Raw genomic sequence first — 18380 nt, 5'->3', positions numbered from 1 at the left:
GCCCGGGCCGTCTCCTCACGCCCACAGCTCGTCGCTGTCGCACACCCGGGCACCCATGTTGCGCTGCATCATCCGCAGCGCGGCGTCCGCGAGGTCGGCGTGGATGTGCGCGACCGCATCCTGGGGCACGACGACGTCGAGGTGGCGGATGTGCGCGTCGAGGGCCGAGTAGAGCACGCACTGTTCGGTCACCTGTCCGCACAGCACGAGCCGGTCGATGCCCTGCTCGTGGAGCAGGTACGTCAGCGGGGTCTCGAAGAAGATCGAGTGGCGGGCCTTGACCACGAAGAGCGAGGACTCGTCCGGGCGCAGCGGCTCCACGAGCCGGGCGTGGGGTCCGGACAGGGCCTTGTCGAGGATCTCCCCGTGGTGCGAGCGCCACTCGCCGAAGTTGTCGTTGACGTAGATCACGGGTACGTCGCTCTTCCGCGCCCGGTCCAGCAGGCCGGCCACCACCGGCACCACGGGCTCCACGGACGGGATCAGCTGATCGGCGTCCTTGTGGTCGTAGGTGTTGATCATGTCGATGACGATCAGTGCGGTCTTGCCCATGCCGTCCAGGTTGCCATCGGAGGGCGGGGTAACCGTTGCGCCGGGCCGACGGCGCGGCGAGAGGTCGTGGGACATCACCGCGACGCCGTGTCCGGCAGGTCCGTCTGCTGCTCCGCCCAGGGTTCCGCGGACCACGGCTCGGGCCCCACGCCCTCGCTCCACGCGCGCAGCCGACGCCGGTCGACGCAGACTATGCCGCACTGCTCGGCATAGTCGGCGGCGGGCGCGGTGAAGTCGCTGCTGGTGACGAGGATCGCCACGTCGGCCTCGTGGACGGTGAAGCAGGTGCCGCCGAAGCGCTGCAGTTCCTCGGAGCCGACCTTGTTGTCCTCGCAGTAGCGCTTGCACTGGATGACGAGGCGCCGGCCGTCGGGGGCCACCGCCAGCACGTCGGCGCCGAGGTCTCCTGCCCCGCCCACGACCTCGACCTCGGCGCATCCGTCCCGTATGCAGAGGTCGGCTATGGCCCGCTCGAACTCGTCGGGGGTCAGGGCGTCGTGGTCGGGGACCTCGACTGCAGGGACCTCGCCTGCGGGGCCGTCGAGGGCGGGGACCGCCACCGTGGGGAGCTCGGCGCCGCGTCCCGGCACCGGGGCCGGTCCGGCGGGGCGCTCCGCGTCCAGCGCGTCGAGCGCCGTCGCCGTGGCCTGTTCCAGGGCGTGCGTGGTGCGGCGGGCCAGCCTCGCGGTGGAGAAGCCGGACCGTCCGCGCCGGCCGATGACGAGGGCGACGGCCACGCCGAGCAACAGGAGCGCCGCCCATGCGGGACGGTGCTCGGCGACGCCGAACGCCATGCGCACCACCAGGCCGACGAGTCCGAGGCCGAGGGCGGCGAGTCCGAAGAACATGGCGGTCGCGCGCAGGTCGAAGCGGCGTCCGACGGGCAGGCGGCGGGTCGGTTGCTCGGGCGAGGTCACGGGCGGGTCCTCCTCGGGGAGCCGATGTGAAGATCACCTCTGCGTCTGCCCTCGGGCGGCGTGACCAGTCGGGGCGAACGCCCCGTGGGCGCCGGTCACATGACACGCCGTCGGATGGCTCATCGTCCGCCACCCCGGAAGCCTTCCGGCATAACGTGCGGAATATGAAGAAATGCCATGTCGTGTACCTGGTGTGCACCGCTGCGATGGTCGGAACGGGTCTTGGTGCGGCTCCGGCGGGCGCCTTCCCGGACGTCCCCCACATCCCGGCGGTCCACGTGGTCCACCCCGGAGAATCGATCCAGAAGGCCGTGGACGCCGCCGAAACGGGCGACACCGTCCTCGTCAGCGTCGGCACCTACCGCGAGAGCGTCACGGTGAGCACCCCCGGGCTCACCCTGCGCGGCATGGGCCGGTACACGGTCATCGAGCCGAGCGCGAAGAAGGCCACCGGCACCTGCGCCGAGAACGGCAACGGCATCTGCGTGGTCGGGACGAAGGACAAGAAGGTCAAGGACGTCACCGTCGCCTCCCTGAAGGTGACCGGGTTCGCCCGCGCGGGCGTGTTCTCGATGGCCACCGACGGGCTGACCGTGCGCAACGTGACGGCCGACAAGAACGACGTCTGGGGCATCGCCCAGGAGCGCTCGGTCCGCGGCGTCTTCCGGGACAACACCGCCCGCGACAACGGCGACGCGGGAATCTTCCTCGCCAACACGATCAAGGCCGAGGAGGGCGCCGAGGACACCCGCGGCACGGTCGTCGAGGACAACCGGCTCGAGGGCAACCGGATCGGCGTCACCGTGCGGCGGCTGCGCAACCTCGCCGTGGCGGACAACTACATCACCGGCAACTGCGCGGGCGTCTTCGTCGTCGGCGACGAGAACAGCCCCAAGGCCGGCGACCTCGTGGTGAGCGGCAACCACGTCGTCCGCAACAACAAGTCCTGCCCGAAGACCGAGCGACTGCCCGCCCTGCAGGGCTCCGGCATCGTCCTGACCGGCACCGAGAAGGTCCGGGTCACGGCCAACACGGTCGAGGGCCACTCCGGCACCTCGCCGCTGTCGGGCGGCATCGTCCTGTTCAAGAGCCTCGTGGGCGTCTCCGGCGAGAAGAACGACGTCAGCCGCAACACGCTGCGCGACAACTCGCCGGCCGATCTCGTCAGCACCGAGACCGGCAAGAGCAACACCTTCAGCGGCAACTCGTGCCGGGCCTCCAAGCCCGCGGGACTGTGCTGACCGCCCGGCCGTAGCCACCCGTGGACCTAAGAAGGAAGGAAAGCGGCACATGACGACCGTACAGACCGCCCCTCCCCCGCCGATGCGGCTGAGGGAGCTCGTGTTCGGGGCGGCATGCGCCGCCGCCCTGCGCGCCGCCGCACGGCTCGGCGTCGCCGACGCCCTCGGCGAGACCCCCATGACCGTGGACGACCTCGCGGCCGCGGTGAAGACCGAGCCGAGGCCGCTGCGCCGGCTGCTGCGCGCCCTGACGTGCTACGGCGTCTTCGCCGAGCACAAGGACGGGACGTTCGCCCACACCGACATGTCCCTGCTGCTGCGCGAGGACGACCCGCACAGCCTGCGCTACATCACCCTGTGGTGCACCGAGCCGTGGACCTGGGACGCGTGGCCCCGGCTGGACGAGGCCGTGCGGACCGGCCGGAACGTTGTCGAGGACCTGTACGGCAAGGAGTTCTTCACGTACCTCAACGAGGACGCTCCCGAGTCGGCCGAGGTCTTCAACCGCGCCATGACGACGTCCAGCCGGCAGTCCGCCGAGGACGTCGCGGCCCTCCTCGACCTGTCGGGAAGCCGGTCGGTCGCGGACATCGGCGGCGGGCAGGGGCACGTGGTGGCGAGCCTGCTGGAGAAGTACCCCTCGATGCAGGGCGTCCTGCTCGACCTGCCGCGCGTCGTCGAGAACGCCGACCCGCGGCTGCGCGAGGGCGGTGCGCTCGCGGACCGCGTGCGCATCGTGCCGGGCGACTGCCGCGAGGCCATCCCCGTCCAGGCCGATGTGTACATCATCAAGAACATCCTGGAGTGGGACGACGACAGCACCGCCCGTGCCCTGCGCAACGTCATGGAGGCGGGCGGCCCGGGGGCCCGGGTCGTGGTCATCGAGAACCTCGTCGACGACACGCCCTCGATGCGGTTCAGCACGGCCATGGACCTGCTGCTGCTCCTCAATGTCGGCGGTGCCAAGCACACCACCGACAGCATGGTCGGCCGGCTGACCGACGCGGGCCTCGTCATCGACGACATCCGCCCGGTCAACCCCTATCTGCACGCGTTCGACTGCACCGTGCCCAACGGGTAGGCCGACTCGCTCAGCACAACGGCCGCCGGACCGCGCTCGTCGCGGTCCGGCGGCCGGCCGTTCCGGGTCCGGAGCCGCTCAGACGCCGGGTGAGCGGCGGTCGGTGACGGGGTCCATCCGGGCGCCCCGGAGGGCTCGGGCGAGGTCGTCGCCGCCTTCCCGCGCGGCGTCCGCACCGTCCGGGTCGTCCAGCAGCGTCGTGAGCTCCGCCGCCTGACCGGTGTCGGGCAGACCGAGGGCGACCGCCGGGTCGCAGGCGTCGAGACCACCCCGCAGGTCGATCAGCCGGACCACGACGTCGTCGCGCTGGAAGATGGTGCTGCACAGGACCGGGCTGCGCGGGTCGTCCGCCGCCGCCTCGTCCCGCTGGGCCAGCAGCCGGGCCAGCCGCATGCCGCACCCCGGGCGGGCCGGGTACGACAACGCGTGCCGTTCCGCCTCCGGTGCCTCCTGCCCCGCCGTCACGTGGTGGACGGCCGGCAGCGCGGCCCGGGTGTAGAAGACCCGGGCCGACTCGGGGTCGCTCAGATCCCGGTCCTGCTCCAGGTACGGGTTGATGGCCTCCTCGACGGCCCGCACCTCCGGCTGCTGGGCCACGTGCCGCAGCGCCGCGAGCAGGTCGCCCCGCACCTCGATGGCCCGCACCACGCGGTTGCCGTGCATGAACAGGGAGGTGCGCAGCAGCCGGGTGTTGGCGTCGACCTGCGGCTCGGGGGCGGCGTAGTCGGCGAGGAGTTTCGCGACGGCCTCCTCGCTGCCCGGCTCGACCGTGAACGTCAGAGCGTGGCGGATCACGCCGTCGCCCACCCGGGGCGACGTCTGGAGGCTGCCCTTGCCGGCCTCGGCGCCCGCGGCGGGGCCGCCGGTCTCGCGAACCACGTGGAAGCGGAGCGACCTGGTGTCCCGGACGCAGCTGTGCAGCGGCTTCACCATCCGCACGTGCTCCTCGCTGCTCACCCAGTCGAGGAACGGCGGCGCGCTCTCCCACTCGCTGGTGATGAGCCACTGGGACGGGTTCTCGATGGACTGGCACAGCTGTTCGCTGACGTGCCCGGGTACGGACTCGACATGGCTGCGCAGCTGCTCGTACGTCTCGAGGAACTGCTGCTGGGCTCCGTCGTTGACGTCCACCAGCAGGACGACGCGGAGCCTGGAGCCGTCGAACACGGACTGGGAGACACGGTGCGACACCTGTCGCGTCAGCGGTTCTGAAGCAGGGGTGGACATGGTGGTCATCCTGCGCACATCTCCTTCGCGGGGGCGGTACTGAACGTCGGCCGCGGTGATGCGACGCCAGCGTGCCTCGATCCTGTGCCCGCCCCCGGGAGCGCGCGACTCGTATGAACTGCGCGGGTGACCGGCGCGGACCGGGCCGGGGCGGGCTCAGGTCAGGTGCGCGAAGACCACCAGGTTGTCCGTGTAGTCCCGGACCTTGCGGTCGTAGTCACCCGCGCAGGTGATGAGCCGTACCTCCGGCCGGTCCGCGTCGCCGTACACGCGGCTGCTGGGGAAGTCGTCCTTGTCGTAGGTCTCCAGGCTGTCGACGACGAAGGAAGCCGTGCGTCCGTCGGCGCGTTCGACGTGAAAGACGTCTCCCTCCTCCAGTTGGTCGAGGCGGGCGAAGACGGCGGCGGACGTCTTGGTGTCGACGTGGCCGGCGATGATCGAGGTGCCGGTTTCCCCGGGGGAGACTCCCTTGGCGTACCAGCCGACGAGGTTGGTGTCGTTCGCGGGAGGGGGCTGGAGCTGCCTGTTCTCACCGATGGCGAGGTCGGTGAAGGGGGCGTCGACGGAGATCTCCGGGATCAGCAGGCGCACGGGTCTCGACCGGGGCAGATCCGTCGCCCGCTCCTCGGCGGTCGGGTCGGCGGTGGGCGGGTCGTCGCGGGGCGGGTCCGCGGCGACCGCCGGGGCCGACGCCCCGGCCCCCGGGGCGAGCGGCGGACGGGAGGAGTCGGCCGACGTGTCGTGCCCGCCGAGCAGGCTCATCGCGAGGAGCAGGAGGGCGACGGCGCACAGCACCGTCCAGCCTCCGCGGGAGCCGGAGGGGGCCGGGGCGTCACCGGCGGGTGAAGAGGGGGGTACTGCCATCGGGAAACACCTCACTAGGCACGGCGGCGGGGCGGGGGCGGGCGGCGAGCCGGGCCGCCACGCGGTGCGCGGGTGGCGGCCCGACCGCTATCGCGCCCGGCATGGCTCAGGCCGCTCCGTGAGCCGACTTCCTGCGACGGGCGGCGTACAGACCGGTGGCGGCGACGGCCAGGACGGCCAGGCCGCCGGCGGTCGCGCCCGGCTGGGCCAGTCCGCCGCCGCCGGTGTGCATCCCGCCGTGGGGCTTCTCCTGCTCGCCGCCACCCCAGGACTTCTGACCGCCGCCGTCACCGGAACCGCCCCAGTCACCCTCGTTCACCGCGGTCAGCGCACCGCCACCCGTGTGCATCCCGCCGTGGGGCTTCTCCTGCTCGCCGCCACCCCAGGACTTCTGACCGCCGCCGTCACCGGAACCGCCCCAGTCACCCTCGTTCACCGCGGTCAGCGCGCCGCCACCCGTGTGCATCCCGCCTCGCGGCTCGTCGTGCTTGTTTCCGTTGCCCTGCTCCTTGCTGTAGGAAGAGTCGTCGTGGTCCCAGTCGCCACCGGCCGCGTAGGCGCCGGGAGCGCCGAGGACGAGGACGGCCGAAGCCGCCGCTGTGGCCAGGAGAGTGCGAGCAGATCGCATCTGAGATTCCTTCCGCCACGACCGGGCAGCTGGTGCTTCGTCAGCTGATCCGACCCGGCCCTGACGTGATTTACCGTCAGTCAGCCGTCTCGCTTCCACCACTCAAGGCGCTCACCCGGGTGAACCCCACCGGCCCGGAGCATGCGGCCGGCGGGCACGGGGGTCTTCCCCACCGCCGCCGTCCACCGATCGGTGGACGGCAGGTTCAGCCGGACACCTCTGTCCGTCAACTGCCCCGTCCCGCGAGGCTTTCGGGCATGAACTCAATGACTGTGCGCATGGCGCGCTGGAGCGCACGGCACCCCTGGCGGGCCGTCGTCGGCTGGCTCCTGTTCGTGGTGCTGTGCCTGGTGACCGGCACGGCCGTCGGCACGAACAGCGCCAGGACGGCCGACTATCGCGTCGGCGAGGCCGGCCGCGCCGAGGCCATGGCGGCCGAGGGGCACCTGGAGCGCAGGTCCGCCGAGCAGGTGCTGATCTCCGCCCGATCGGGTGCCACGGACGGGCAGGTGGCCGAGGCGGCGGCACGGGATCTGACGGACCGGATGAGGACGCTGCCCGATGTGGCGGGCGTAACCGCACCGGTGTGGTCGGGCGACCACCGGATCCTGATGGTCGAGGTGTCCCTGAAGGGCGAGGAGCGCGAGGCGAAGGACAAGGTGGACGCTCTCCTCGCCCAGACCGCCGCCGTGCAGCGGGCCCACCCCGGGCTGCTGCTGGAGGAGACCGGGAGCCCGTCCGTCAGCAAGGGGGTCGACCGGCAGCGCGGTGAGGACCTGGCGCTGTCCGAGAAGATCACGCTGCCCGTCACCCTGATCACCCTGCTGATCGCCTTCGGCTCGGTGGTCATGGCCGCGGTGCCGCTGCTGCTCGCTCTGTCGTCGATCGCGGCGGCGATCGGCCTGTCGATGGTGGTCTCCCACCTCTCCCCCGACGCCGGGGTCGGCACCAACGTGATCCTGATGATCGGCCTGGCGGTCGGCGTCGACTACACGCTCTTCTACCTGAAACGGGAGCGGGAGGAACGGGCCAGGGCCGGCGGCCGGCTGAGCAGCGAGGCGCTGGTGGAGCTGGCGGCGGCCACATCGGGCCGGGCGGTCGTGGTGTCGGGCCTGGCGGTCGTGGCCTCGACGGCGACGCTGTACCTGGCCTCCGACGTGATCTTCTCGTCGCTGGCGACCGGCACCATCGTGGTGGTGCTGATAGCGGTGGCCAGTTCCCTGACGGCACTGCCCGCGCTGCTGACCGTGCTCGGCAGGCGCGCGGAACGCAGGGCACTGCGCCGGGCGGAACACGGGAAACCGGTCCGGCGCGTGCGCGGCGACGGCGCCGGCCGGATCTGGACGGCCCTGCTGCGACCCGCCACGGGGCACCCGCTCGCCACCCTGTGCGTCTCGGTGCTCGCCCTGCTCGCCCTCGCGCTCCCCCTGGCCGGCCTGAAGATCACGGAGATGAGCCGGGACACGCATTCCCGGGAGGTCGCCGCGATGCGGGTGTACGACCGCCTCAACGAGGCCTTCCCCGACCGTCGGGTCACCCACGACGTCGTGGTGCGCGCCGACGCGGAACGCGCCGGGGAGGTCGGCGAGGCGCTGCGCGGGCTCGCCGGGCTCGCCGGCCAGGACCCGCTGTTCTCCGGCGCCTCGGACATCAGCACCTCGGCCGACCACCGCATCAGCGTGCTGCGGCTGACGGTGCCCCACCTCGGCAACTCCTCCGAGGCCCGCTCCTCCCTCGCGCATCTGCGCGACGACTATCTGCCGGCCACGGTCGGCCGGGTCGACGGCGTGGAGTACGGCGTCAGCGGGGACGTGGCCCGCTACGCGGACTATCCCGCCCACCAGAACAGCAAACTCCCGCTCGTTCTCGGGGCGTTGCTGCTGGTGACGTTCGCGATGACCGTGTACGCCTTCCGTTCCGTGGTGCTCGGTCTGATCGGCGTCGTACTGAACCTGCTGTCGGCGGCCGCGGCGCTCGGCGTGCTCGTCCTCGTCTTCCAGGGCACCTGGGCCGAGGGGCTGCTGGACTTCCACTCCACGGGCTCGATCGGCTCGCGGGTCCCGCTCTTCCTCTTCGTGATCCTGTTCGGCCTATCCATGGACTACCAGGTGTTCGTGGTCAGCCGGATCAGGGAGGCGGCGCTCGCCGGGGTGCCCACGCGGCAGGCGGTGCTCGACGGGATCCGGACGTCGGCGAGCGTGGTCACCAGCGCCGCGGTCGTGATGACGACCGTCTTCGCGAGCTTCGTCCTCCTGCACATCATCGAGATGAAGCAGATCGGCTTCGTCCTCGCGGCCGCGGTGCTGCTCGACGCCTTCGTGGTTCGCGTCATGATCCTGCCGGCGGCGCTGCTCCTGCTCGGCGAGAAGACCTGGTGGCCGTCGCGCCCGGGACCGCAGGGCACCTCCGAACCGGACCTCGCCGTATCAGGCCGGCCGGTGGCCGACGTACGTTGACCGGCATGACCGCTCTCACCGGGCCCTCCGCCGACGCCCTCTGGTCCGCTTCGCTGCGCCGCTGGAACGCCGTGTGCTGGGTGCTGTTCGCCGCCATGGCCGTCGGTCTGGCCACGATGGAAGGGCCCGGCGGGAGCAGGTACGGGGCGCTCGCGCTGCTCGGCTGTGTGGTGCTCTGCTACGCAATCCTCGACCGTTACCCCGGCAACCCCGTGGTACGGCCGCAGGTGTACCTCTCGGTGCTGGTGGGCGCGCTGGGCGGCCTCGCGTATCTGGGCGGCAGCTACGCGGCGCTGTTCATGGTGACGCTGCCGCACTACTGGATGTTCGGACGGACTCCGAAGGCGTCCATGGCGTTCCTCGCACTGGCGACCGCCACGACGCTGGCGGGGAGCTGGTCCCGGCAGGGCTGGTCGCTGGAGTTCTTCGGCGAGACGATGGTGTCCACTCTCATCGTCGTGGCCGTGGGCGTGCTGATCGGGCTGTGGGCGCACGCGGTGGTCGCGCAGAGCTCCGAACGGGCCCGGCTCATCGTCGAGTTGGAGCGGGCCCAGGCGGAGCTGTCGGAGGCGCACCAGCGTCAGGGGGCCGCGGACGAACGGGAGCGGATGGCCCGGGACATCCACGACACCCTCGCCCAGGGGTTCGCGTCGATCGTGGTCCTCGCCGAGGCGGCCCGGGCGGGCCTCGGCACCGAACCGGGCCGCAGTGCCCAGCAGTTGCGCTCCATCGAGTCGACGGCACGCGAGAACCTCGCCGAGGCACGGGAACTGGTGGGCTCGGCGCAGCGGCGGGGCGGGGCGGCGGCCGGCACCGTGACGCAGACACTGCGCCGCGTCCTGGACCGCTTCACGGAGGACACCGGGCTCTCGGTCTCCGCCGACCTGGCGGACGTCCGGTGCGACCAGCAGACCCGGATCGCGCTGGTGCGCTGCACCCAGGAGTCCCTCGCCAACGTCCGCAAGCACGCGCGGGCCTCGACGGTCGGGGTGGTCCTCGGCCGCCGGCCCCACGGTGTGGAGCTGGAGATCACCGACGACGGGATCGGCTTCGTACCGGAGGAGTCGACGGGCTTCGGGCTCGACGGGATGCGCAAACGCCTGGCGGAACTGGGCGGCCGGCTGACGGTCACCAGCTCGGTCGGCGACGGCACGCGGGTGCTCGCGGTGATACCCCTGGACATGCCGGCCGAGGCCGGCGACACGGAAGGCGAGGCGAGGCGATGACCGGCGGACGGATCCGGGTGATCGTGGTGGACGACCACACCGTCATGCGGGCGGGCGTGGTCGCGCTGCTCGCGGGTGAGGACGGCATCGACATCGTCGGGGAGGCGGGGGACGGCCGGGCGGCCCTCGACCTGGTCGAGCGGCACGCCCCGGACGTCGCGCTGATCGACCTGAGGATGCCGGTGCTCGACGGGGTGGGGACGACCACCGAGATCGTCGCCCGGTATCCGCGGACCCGGGTGCTGATCCTGACGACGTACGACACCGACCAGGACATCGAGCGGGGGGTGGAGGCCGGCGCCATCGGCTATCTGCTCAAGGACACCACCCGTGAGCAGCTCGCCGACGCGATCCACGCGGCGGCGCGGGGGGAGACCGTGCTGGCGCCGCGGGTGGCCGAGAAGCTGATCGCGCGCATGCGGCGTCCGGCGCAGGACCCGCTCACCGCCCGTGAGACGGACGTGCTCGGGGCGGTGGCCGACGGTCTCACCAACGCGGAGATCGGCAGACGCCTCGTCATCTCGGAGGCGACGGTCAAGACCCATCTGCTGCGCCTGTTCGCCAAGCTCGACGTGAACGACCGGACGCGGGCGGTGGTGGTGGCCATGGAGCGGGGGCTGCTGCCGCGGCCGTAGGACGGGATCGAACACCTGAGGGTGGCGGGGCGGCGTACGCCGTCGTGGACGGTCTGCGGCCGCTTCTGCGTGTCGGCCCAGGTCGCCAGCAGGGTGAGACCGCCGGCGCTGGGCGTACCGGGATCCGCGGTGTAGGTGGTGATGGAGACGCCCGGGTCGCCGGGCAGCGCGAAGTCGTCGTACGCGAGGTCCATCCTGCCTACGGCCGGGTGATCGACGATCATGCGTCCGCGCGAGCGGCGGCGCACGTCGTGCTTGGTCGCCGGCGGCCGTCCTGTGGCTGTGCAGCCCCGGCGCCGGCTTCGTCGTCGGGACAGCCCGCCCCGTCGACGGTGGCTTCACCGTCCACTGAGGTGACCTCCCCCTCTCGTCGGTGCCGGCCGCGTCTACCGCGGGCCCTGGTCCTCCGGGTCGTCGTGGGTCGGGTCGGTGACCTCCGGGTGCTCGCGGCGGGAGCCGGGGGCGGCCCGGTCGGGGGCGGCCTCGCTGTGCGGGGACTGGGACGGCGGGGGCGGTGCGGTGTCACCGGCGGCACCGACGCCCGCGGCGGGCAGGCGCAGCGCGAGCAGGGCCACGTCGTCGCCGCGGGGCGCGATGCGTGCCAGGAGTTCGTCGCAGAAGTCGTCGACGGTCCGCTCGCCCAGCCGGCGGGCCAGGACGCCGGCGTGGTGGCGGAGCTTGGCCATGCCGAGGTCGATCGGGCGCTCACGGCTTTCGACCAGGCCGTCGGTGTAGAGCAGGAGGATGCTCTCCGGCGGGAGTTCCTCGCGGGCGTCGGGCCATTCCAGGCCGAGGCGCAGTGTCTCGCTCATGCCGATCAGCGGACCGTGGCCGCCCTCCAGGTAGCGGGTCTCGCCGTCCGACGTGATCAGCAGGGGCGGCGGATGGCCGGCGTTGACCCAGTGGAGCTGCCAGGGGCCGCCCTCGGGGCCCTCGACGCGGGCGAAGACGAGCGTGGCCATGGGGGCGTCGCTGGTGTGGGTGACGGCCTCGTCGAGACGGTGCATGATCACGCTGGGCGGTTCCTGATGGTCCCAGGCCAGGGCGCGGAGCATGTTGCGGACCTCCGCCATGTGGGCCGCGGCCTGCAGGTCGTGCCCGACGACGTCCCCGATGACCAGGGCCAGCACCCCGTCGGCGAGCAGAAAGGCGTCGTACCAGTCGCCGCCGATCTCCATGGCGCTCTCGGCGGGCCAGTAGCGGGCGGCCATGCGGACGTGGTCGACCTGCGGGAGGGGGGTGAGCAGCTGGCGTTGCATGGTCTCGGCGACGTTCTGCTGCTCGTGGTAGAGCCGGGCGTTGTCCAGGACCAGCCCGACACGGCGGCCGATGTCGGCGAGCAGGGCGGCCTCGGCCTCGGTGTGGGCGGGCGAGTCCCCGGTGCGGGCGACGGTCAGGATTCCGTAGGACCGCTGCCGGGTGCGGAGCGGGACGACCACGGCGGTGTGGCCGCCGAGCTGTTCGAACAGTGCGCGGTGGGTGGCCGCGAGCGGGGCGCGCGGGTCGTGGAGCAGGTCCTCGGCGGTCAGCACGACGGGACGGTCGCCGTTGACCAGCCGGGCCAGTGCCGCGCGGGACGGGTCCGGCAGCGGGGACAGTGGCCCTCGCAGCCGCCGCGCCCGGTGCGGGTGGGTGCTGCTGCGGACGGCGAGCCGTTCCAGGGCGTCCTGCTGTCCCGGGTCGACGTCGACGGCGGCCCACCCTCCCAGTTCCGGCACCAGCAGCCGCAGGAGGCGGCGGATGGTGACGGAGGTGCGCTCGGTGGGGATCAGCACCGTCGAGATCTCGGCCACCAGGTGCAGCTGGGCGGTGAGGGTCTCCAGGGCCTCGGTGCGTCCTTGCGCCTCCTCGGCGGCGCTGCGGTGCAGGCTGAAGTCGTGGAAGACGAGCACCAGCCCTGCCGGACGGCCGTCCACGACCAGTGGGGTGGCCGCCCAGATGATCGGAACCGTGCTGCCGTCGGCCCGCTGGAAGTACTCCTCGCTGCCCTCCTCGGCGGACGCCCCGCTCAGGGGGTTGCGCAGCGCGCACCGCTCACGGGGGACGGGGCTGCCGTCGGCGTACCGGTGCAGCAGGTCGTGCGCGTCGTGTCCGCTCATCTCCGCCGCCGGCCGCCCCAGCATCTGCTCGGCCCACGGGTTCACCGAGGTGATGCGGCCCGACGGGTCGAGGGTGAGGACGCCGGCGCCGAGGTCGTGGAGGACGGCGCGGGCGAAGCCGGGCTCGGGGACACCGTCCGATCCGTCGTGTCCTGGTCCGTCGCCCTCCCGGTGGCCCGCCCAGCGTGACGTCACGACCCTCACAGCCTTCCGATGCCGTCCACCCCGCCAGGTTCCCTCAGAGGGCGTGGACGAACCGCCCCGGAGGCGGCCGATGGAGGGAACGCCGGCGGCCTGCCGGGCGGCGCCCGGGCGAGCCGTTATTCGGTCGCTCCGCGGACGCGGTCGCTCTAGGTTGGCGTGATGTCCGAGCTGCGTACCGATCGTCTTGTCCTGCGCGAGTGGCGCGAGTCCGACCTGGCCCCGTGGGCGGCCATGAACGCCGACCCGGAGGTCCGCGCGTACTTCCCCGGGGTGCTCAGCCGGGAGCAGAGTGAGGCGTCCGCGGCCGGTTTCCAGGCCGATCTCGAGCGGCGGGGCTGGGGATGGTGGGCGGTGGAGGTCGCGGCCACCGGTGAGTTCATCGGGTTCACGGGACTCGATCCGGTCGAGGACGGCATGCCGTTCACCGGGATCGAGGCCGGGTGGCGGCTGGCCCGCCCCGACTGGGGACACGGCTACGCCACCGAGGCCGCCCGTGCCGCGGTGACCTTCGCCTTCGAGGAGCTCGCTCTGCCGGAGGTCCTCGCGATCACGGCGGTCGCGAATCGTCGTTCGCGGGCCGTGATGACCCGTCTGGGCATGACCCGTGATCCGGCCGACGACTTCGACGACCCGGGCGTGCCGGAGGGGCCGCTGCGCCGGAGTGTGCTGTACCGGCTCCCGCGCCCCGGCAGGCGGCCCGCCGGCACGTGACGGAGGCCCCCGGTTTCCCGGCCGGCCCTCATGCGTCGGCGAGCCGTACCCCGGCCGTCGTGCGCTTGCCGACCGTTTCCCTGCGCACCTCGTACGTCTGGCAGACGGCCATGACGATCTCCAGCCCGTGCCGGCCGACCCGGCCGGGGTCCGAGGCCCCCGGCACGGGCAGCACCGGATCGCTGTCCCACACGCTGACCTCCACCCGGTCCTCGGCCAGCTCCAGGTCGACCAGAGACGGCCCGGGCGCGTACTTGCAGGCGTTCGTCAGCAGCTCGCTGACCACGAGCTGCACCACGTCCACCGTCCGGTCGGACACGGCGACCCCCCGGGCCGCCCGCAGACGTGCCAGAAAGCCCCGGGCCAGCTCCCGGCCCCGGGCGATGTCACCGGGAATGCCCTCGTACTCCGCCGAAACTCTGACCGGCGTCGTTCCGAGCCGGTCCCCATGGTGGGCAGCCCCGTTCATCCGATCCGCCCTCTTCCTGAGCCTTGACCGTTACGTCAGCCGTCTACCCCCGAATACCGGGAAACATCAGGCACGGTCGTCATCGGGCTGTCCGGAACGTCCCTCGTGTCACCGCGGGCGCACCCGCGCAGCCACCCGTCAGGGTGCCGCGCCGGGGTGCTGTCCGGGTCGGAGGGACGGTCCAGGACCAGGAGGCCGGCGAGTCGGTCCAGGCCCACGCGTGGTCGACCGCTGGGACCGCCGAGCATCTGGACCACCACGGCGGACGCCTCCCGCGGCCACCGCGTCGTGACGGCCGGCGACATGCCCGGTTCGGGGGTGGCCGGCGGACGGGCGCGTGCCCGATCCTGGGGCCACGACGGTCGGGCCGGGCGGTCACCAGGGCTGCCCGCCAACGGGCTTGGGGGTGTCCGCCGGTGCAGGACGGGACGGGATCCGCGCGCAAGGCCGACCGGGGCAGGGACCGGCCGACGTGCCCGGTCAGCCGCGCCGACGACGGGACGTGGCGGGTGCACGACTATGCCGTGGCGCGTGCGCTGCTGCGCGGCCCGGGGACCGTGCAGGCCGGTCTCGGCATCGAGACGGTGGAGAAGCTGCCGCCCCGCATCCGCCGGCCCGTGCTCTACCGGGACGGGCCCGAACACCGGGAACACCGCCGGCAGACCGCGCGTTTCTTCACTCCCCGCCGGGTGGACGAGCACTACCGCGAGCTGATGGTCCGCATCGCCGAGGAACAGCTGGCGGCCCTGCGCACGGCCGGTGCGGCCCAGCTGTCCGACCTCGCCTTCGACCTGGCCATCGGCGTGGTGAGCGAGGTCGTCGGCCTGCGGTACGGCAGACCCGGCATCCGCCGCAGGCTGGAGCGGTTCTTCCCGGAGGAGTTCGGCGAGCCGGGCCTGACCAGTGTGCGCGGCCTCTACTGGTTCGTGCGGCAGAACACCAACTGGCTGCGCATCCATCTCGCCGACGTCCGCCCCGCGATCCGCGCGCACCGCCGCCGGGCGCACGACGACCTGATCTCCCACCTGATCGCGGAGGGCTGCTCGGACGCGGAGATCCTCGGCGAGTGCCTCACGTTCGCCGCGGCCGGCATGGTCACGACCCGCGAGTTCGTGTGTCTGGCCGCCTGGCACCTGTTCACGGACGCCGGGCTGCTCGACCACTACCGCTCGGCGGACGAGGCCGGTCGCCTGGCCGTCCTCCAGGAGCTGCTGCGACTGGAGCCGGTGGTCGGGCAACTGCGCCGCCGGGCGACCGAGGAGCTTCGACTGGACGCGACCGACGGGCCGGTGGCGGTGTGTCCGGGCGAGCACGTCGAGATCCTGCTGGACCATGCCAACGCCGACCCGACGGCCGCGGGCGACGATCCCCTGCTGGTCCGGCCCGGCAGGACGCCGGAGATCGGTGCGGGGCTCTCCTTCGGCGACGGACCGCACCGGTGTCCCGGAGCGCACATCGCCCTCCTGGAGACCGATGTGTTCCTCAGCCGCCTGTTCGCCCTCGACGGCCTGCGGATGACCGGCCGGCCGCGCGTCGGCTTCCAGGAGGCGATCGGCGGCTACGAGATCCGCGGGCTGACCGTGGCGCTCGCCGGGGCCGGCCGGAAGTGACCGGCCCGGGGAGCACAGGCGTGGGTGTCAGCCGCCCAGGGCGCCGAGGACGACGAGTTTGGCCTCGTCCTGCACCTGCCGGAGGTGGTCCGGGCCGAGGAACGACTCGCCGTAGATCTTGTAGACGTCCTCGGTGCCCGAGGGGCGGGCCGCGAACCAGGCGTTCTCCGTGGTCACCTTGATGCCGCCGATCGACGCGCCGTTGCCCGGCGCCTCGGTGAGCACCGCGGTGACCGGTTCGCCGGCGAGGGTGTCGGCGGTGACCTGGGCCGGGGACAGCTTGGCCAGGCGGGCCTTCTCCTCGCGGGTCGCGGGGGCGTCGATGCGGGCGTAGGCGGGCTCGCCGAAGCGGGCGGTGAGCGCGGCGTAGTGCTCGGACGGGGTCTTGCCGGTGACGGCGGTGATCTCGGAGGCGAGCAGGGCCAGGATGATGCCGTCCTTGTCCGTGGTCCAGACGGAGCCGTCCCGGCGCAGGAAGGAGGCGCCGGCGGACTCCTCGCCGCCGAAGCCGAGCGTGCCGCCGACCAGTCCGTCCACGAACCACTTGAACCCGACGGGCACCTCGACCAGCCGTCGGCCGAGGTCCGCGGCGACCCGGTCGATCATGCCGGAGGACACCAGCGTCTTGCCCACGCCCGCGTCGGCGGGCCACTCGGTGCGGTGGGCGTACAGGTAGTGGATGGCGGTGGCCAGGTAGTGGTTGGGGTTCATCAGGCCGGCGTCGGGGGTGACGATGCCGTGCCGGTCGGCGTCGGCGTCGTTGCCCGTGGCGATGGTGAAGCGGTCGCGCTGCTCGATGAGGGACGCCATCGCGTGCGGCGACGAGCAGTCCATGCGGATCTTGCCGTCCCAGTCCAGCGTCATGAACCGCCAGGTGGGGTCGGTCAGCGGATTGACCACGGTCAGGTCGAGGCGGTGCTGCTCGGCGATCCGGCCCCAGTACGCGACGGAGGCGCCGCCCAGCGGGTCGGCGCCGATGCGTACTCCGGCGGACCTGACGGCGTCGAGGTCCAGGACGCTCGGCAGGTCGGAGACGTACGTGCCGAGGAAGTCGTAGCGGCCGGTGCCGGGGGCGGCGAGGGCCTGCGTGTAGGGGACGCGCCGGACGTCCTTCAGGCCGGCCGCGATGATCTCGTTGGCCCGGTCCTGGATCCAGGAGGTCGCGTCCGAGCCCGCCGGGCCGCCGTTCGGCGGGTTGTACTTGAATCCGCCGTCGGCCGGCGGGTTGTGCGAGGGGGTCACGACCACGCCGTCCGCGAGCCCCGAGGTGCGGCCCCGGTTGTGGGTGAGGATGGCGTGGGAGACGGCCGGCGTGGGGGTGTAACCGTCCGCCGTGTCGATGAGCACGGTGACGTCGTTGGCGGCGAACACCTCCAGCGCGGTGATCCTCGCCGGCTCGGACAGCGCGTGGGTGTCGGCGCCGAGGAAGAGCGGGCCGGTCGTGCCCTGGGCCGCGCGGTACTCGCAGATGGCCTGGCTGGTCGCGGCGATGTGGTCCTCGTTGAACGCCACCGCCAGGGACGATCCGCGGTGCCCGGACGTGCCGAAGGCCACGCGCTGCCCGGGCTCGGCCGGGTCCGGGTGCAGGGCGTAGTAGGACGTCACCAGCCTGGCGACGTCGATCAGGTCCTCGGGGTCGGCCGGCCGCCCGGCCCGGTCGTGCTGCATGCGCCCACTCCTCCGCATCGGTCATGCATTCGCTCGCGGTCCTATCTTCCCCTGTCCGGGGAGCGGTGGCGGACCTTCCCGCCCGGGGGCGGGGCGGACGTCATGTCCGAGGCGGTGGTGCGGCACCTGCCGGAACCGGCCGCGCCGGCAGCGGCGCCGGGGCACGGCGCGGCCACCGGCCGGCGCTCTGGACCGCGAGGCCGGTGGCTCGGCTTTCCCGGTGGCCCGTCCTGCCCGGCCGCGTCCCCGGACGGGCGTGACCGCCGGTCCCGGCGCGCCGGGCGACGGGCGTCAGATGCGGCCGCCGGTGAGCCGGGTGAGGGGGCCGTGCGTGTGGCGTCCCGCGCGACGGCCCATGGCGTACGAGGCGGCGCTCAGCGCGGTCAGGCCGGCGCCCACGCCCGCGGCGACGAGGCGGCGCTGGGCGATGACCGTCCACGCCGTCTTCGCCGTGGTGGCGACGTGCCCCGAGGTGGTGATGACCGCCTGCCGGCCGGCCTCGACGCCCTTGGCCGCCGTCTGCACCGCCCCGGACGCGGCCTGGGCCGAGCGTTCGGCCCCGGCCTTGGCCGCTGACCCCGCGTCAGCGGCCTTGCCGCCGGCGGACTTCGCGGTCCGCGAGGCGGGAGCGGTCGCCCGGTCCGCGGCACCGCGCGCCTTGGACGCGGCCGTCCGGGTGGTGTCGGTCTTCTGGTTCGTGTCCTTGTTCGGATCGCTCATGGACTCCGCCTTGCCTGTCACTCCGGCGGCAAACACGTGCCGCGCCCGGCTGTCACGGATCCGGACGCCGCC

Annotated in this window: 16 protein-coding genes and 1 pseudogene; 7 read left to right on the top strand and 10 right to left on the bottom strand. The window is 72.8% G+C overall.

Going from position 1 to position 18380, the window contains the following annotated elements; all coding sequences use genetic code 11:
* Positions 1-15: 15 nt before the first annotated feature.
* On the bottom strand, positions 16-552 hold the full coding sequence (locus tag IEZ05_RS08250) for a cysteine hydrolase family protein (RefSeq protein ID WP_189229353.1): 537 nt from the start codon (positions 550-552) through the stop codon (positions 16-18).
* Positions 553-626: 74 nt separating this feature from the next.
* Entirely contained in the window at positions 627-1469 is an 843-nt protein-coding gene (locus IEZ05_RS08245) for a restriction endonuclease (RefSeq protein WP_229869608.1), read from the bottom strand.
* Between the two features lie 164 nt (positions 1470-1633).
* Between IEZ05_RS08245 and IEZ05_RS08240 the strand changes: the two genes are divergently transcribed.
* Together IEZ05_RS08240 and IEZ05_RS08235 are read left to right on the top strand one after the other, a co-directional pair.
* Positions 1634-2710, top strand: a complete 1077-nt coding sequence (locus tag IEZ05_RS08240; protein ID WP_189229352.1) for a right-handed parallel beta-helix repeat-containing protein — start codon at positions 1634-1636, stop codon at positions 2708-2710.
* A 49-nt stretch (positions 2711-2759) separates the two neighbouring features.
* Positions 2760-3791 carry a methyltransferase gene (locus tag IEZ05_RS08235; protein ID WP_189229351.1) on the top strand — a complete coding sequence of 344 codons (1032 nt, stop codon included), beginning with the start codon at positions 2760-2762 and terminating at the stop codon, positions 3789-3791.
* 78 nt (positions 3792-3869) lie between these two features.
* Here the strand turns inward: IEZ05_RS08235 and IEZ05_RS08230 are convergent, their stop codons facing one another.
* The 3 genes from IEZ05_RS08230 to IEZ05_RS08220 form a co-directional block, all read right to left on the bottom strand.
* Positions 3870-5027 carry a SchA/CurD-like domain-containing protein gene (locus IEZ05_RS08230; protein ID WP_189229350.1) on the bottom strand — a complete coding sequence of 386 codons (1158 nt, stop codon included), beginning with the start codon at positions 5025-5027 and terminating at the stop codon, positions 3870-3872.
* A gap of 147 nt (positions 5028-5174) precedes the next feature.
* Positions 5175-5882 (bottom strand): class F sortase, encoded by a 708-nt coding sequence (locus tag IEZ05_RS08225; RefSeq protein ID WP_189229349.1) that lies wholly within the window; start codon positions 5880-5882, stop codon positions 5175-5177.
* A 106-nt stretch (positions 5883-5988) separates the two neighbouring features.
* Positions 5989-6510: a hypothetical protein gene (locus IEZ05_RS08220; RefSeq protein WP_189229348.1), complete on the bottom strand. Its 522-nt coding sequence runs from the start codon at positions 6508-6510 to the stop codon at positions 5989-5991.
* A gap of 257 nt (positions 6511-6767) precedes the next feature.
* On the opposite strand from IEZ05_RS08220, the gene IEZ05_RS08215 reads away from it, so the two are divergent.
* Genes IEZ05_RS08215 through IEZ05_RS08205 form a run of 3 tightly spaced genes read left to right on the top strand, consistent with a single transcriptional unit; the run spans position 6768 to position 10827 of the window.
* The gene (locus IEZ05_RS08215) at positions 6768-8966 is read left to right on the top strand and encodes an MMPL family transporter (RefSeq protein ID WP_189229347.1); all 2199 of its coding nucleotides are present in this window, start codon (positions 6768-6770) and stop codon (positions 8964-8966) included.
* A gap of 5 nt (positions 8967-8971) precedes the next feature.
* Positions 8972-10192 (top strand): sensor histidine kinase, encoded by a 1221-nt coding sequence (locus tag IEZ05_RS08210; protein ID WP_189229346.1) that lies wholly within the window; start codon positions 8972-8974, stop codon positions 10190-10192.
* Positions 10189-10827 (top strand): response regulator, encoded by a 639-nt coding sequence (locus IEZ05_RS08205; RefSeq protein WP_189229345.1) that lies wholly within the window; start codon positions 10189-10191, stop codon positions 10825-10827. The genes IEZ05_RS08210 and IEZ05_RS08205 overlap by 4 nt, the downstream gene beginning before the upstream one ends.
* A 146-nt stretch (positions 10828-10973) precedes the next feature.
* Here the strand turns inward: IEZ05_RS08205 and IEZ05_RS36195 are convergent.
* Both IEZ05_RS36195 and IEZ05_RS08195 read right to left on the bottom strand, forming a co-directional pair.
* Positions 10974-11051 (bottom strand): annotated as a pseudogene (locus IEZ05_RS36195) (hypothetical protein); the annotation flags it as partial.
* 162 nt (positions 11052-11213) lie between these two features.
* Positions 11214-13121 (bottom strand): SpoIIE family protein phosphatase, encoded by a 1908-nt coding sequence (locus IEZ05_RS08195; RefSeq protein WP_189229344.1) that lies wholly within the window; start codon positions 13119-13121, stop codon positions 11214-11216.
* 168 nt (positions 13122-13289) lie between these two features.
* Here IEZ05_RS08195 and IEZ05_RS08190 point away from each other — a divergent pair, with 168 nt between their 5' ends.
* Positions 13290-13841: a GNAT family N-acetyltransferase gene (locus tag IEZ05_RS08190; protein ID WP_189229343.1), complete on the top strand. Its 552-nt coding sequence runs from the start codon at positions 13290-13292 to the stop codon at positions 13839-13841.
* 28 nt (positions 13842-13869) lie between these two features.
* On the opposite strand, the gene IEZ05_RS08185 is transcribed toward IEZ05_RS08190, so the two are convergent.
* Entirely contained in the window at positions 13870-14310 is a 441-nt protein-coding gene (locus tag IEZ05_RS08185; RefSeq protein ID WP_189229342.1) for an ATP-binding protein, read from the bottom strand.
* Between the two features lie 416 nt (positions 14311-14726).
* On the opposite strand from IEZ05_RS08185, the gene IEZ05_RS08180 reads away from it, so the two are divergent.
* Positions 14727-15920: a cytochrome P450 gene (locus IEZ05_RS08180; RefSeq protein WP_189229341.1), complete on the top strand. Its 1194-nt coding sequence runs from the start codon at positions 14727-14729 to the stop codon at positions 15918-15920.
* 27 nt (positions 15921-15947) lie between these two features.
* Here the strand turns inward: IEZ05_RS08180 and pgm are convergent, their stop codons facing one another.
* Complete coding sequence (gene pgm / locus IEZ05_RS08175; RefSeq protein WP_189229340.1) at positions 15948-17588, bottom strand: phosphoglucomutase (alpha-D-glucose-1,6-bisphosphate-dependent); 1641 nt, start codon at positions 17586-17588, stop codon at positions 15948-15950.
* Positions 17589-17879: 291 nt separating this feature from the next.
* Positions 17880-18308 carry a hypothetical protein gene (locus IEZ05_RS08170; RefSeq protein ID WP_189229339.1) on the bottom strand — a complete coding sequence of 143 codons (429 nt, stop codon included), beginning with the start codon at positions 18306-18308 and terminating at the stop codon, positions 17880-17882.
* Positions 18309-18380 lie beyond the last annotated feature (72 nt).

This window comes from Streptomyces flaveolus (assembly GCF_014648815.1).
Lineage (GTDB): Bacteria > Actinomycetota > Actinomycetes > Streptomycetales > Streptomycetaceae > Streptomyces > Streptomyces flaveolus.
Note: the sequence above shows the minus strand (reverse complement) of the source record. Positions and strands in the feature narration are given on the sequence as shown.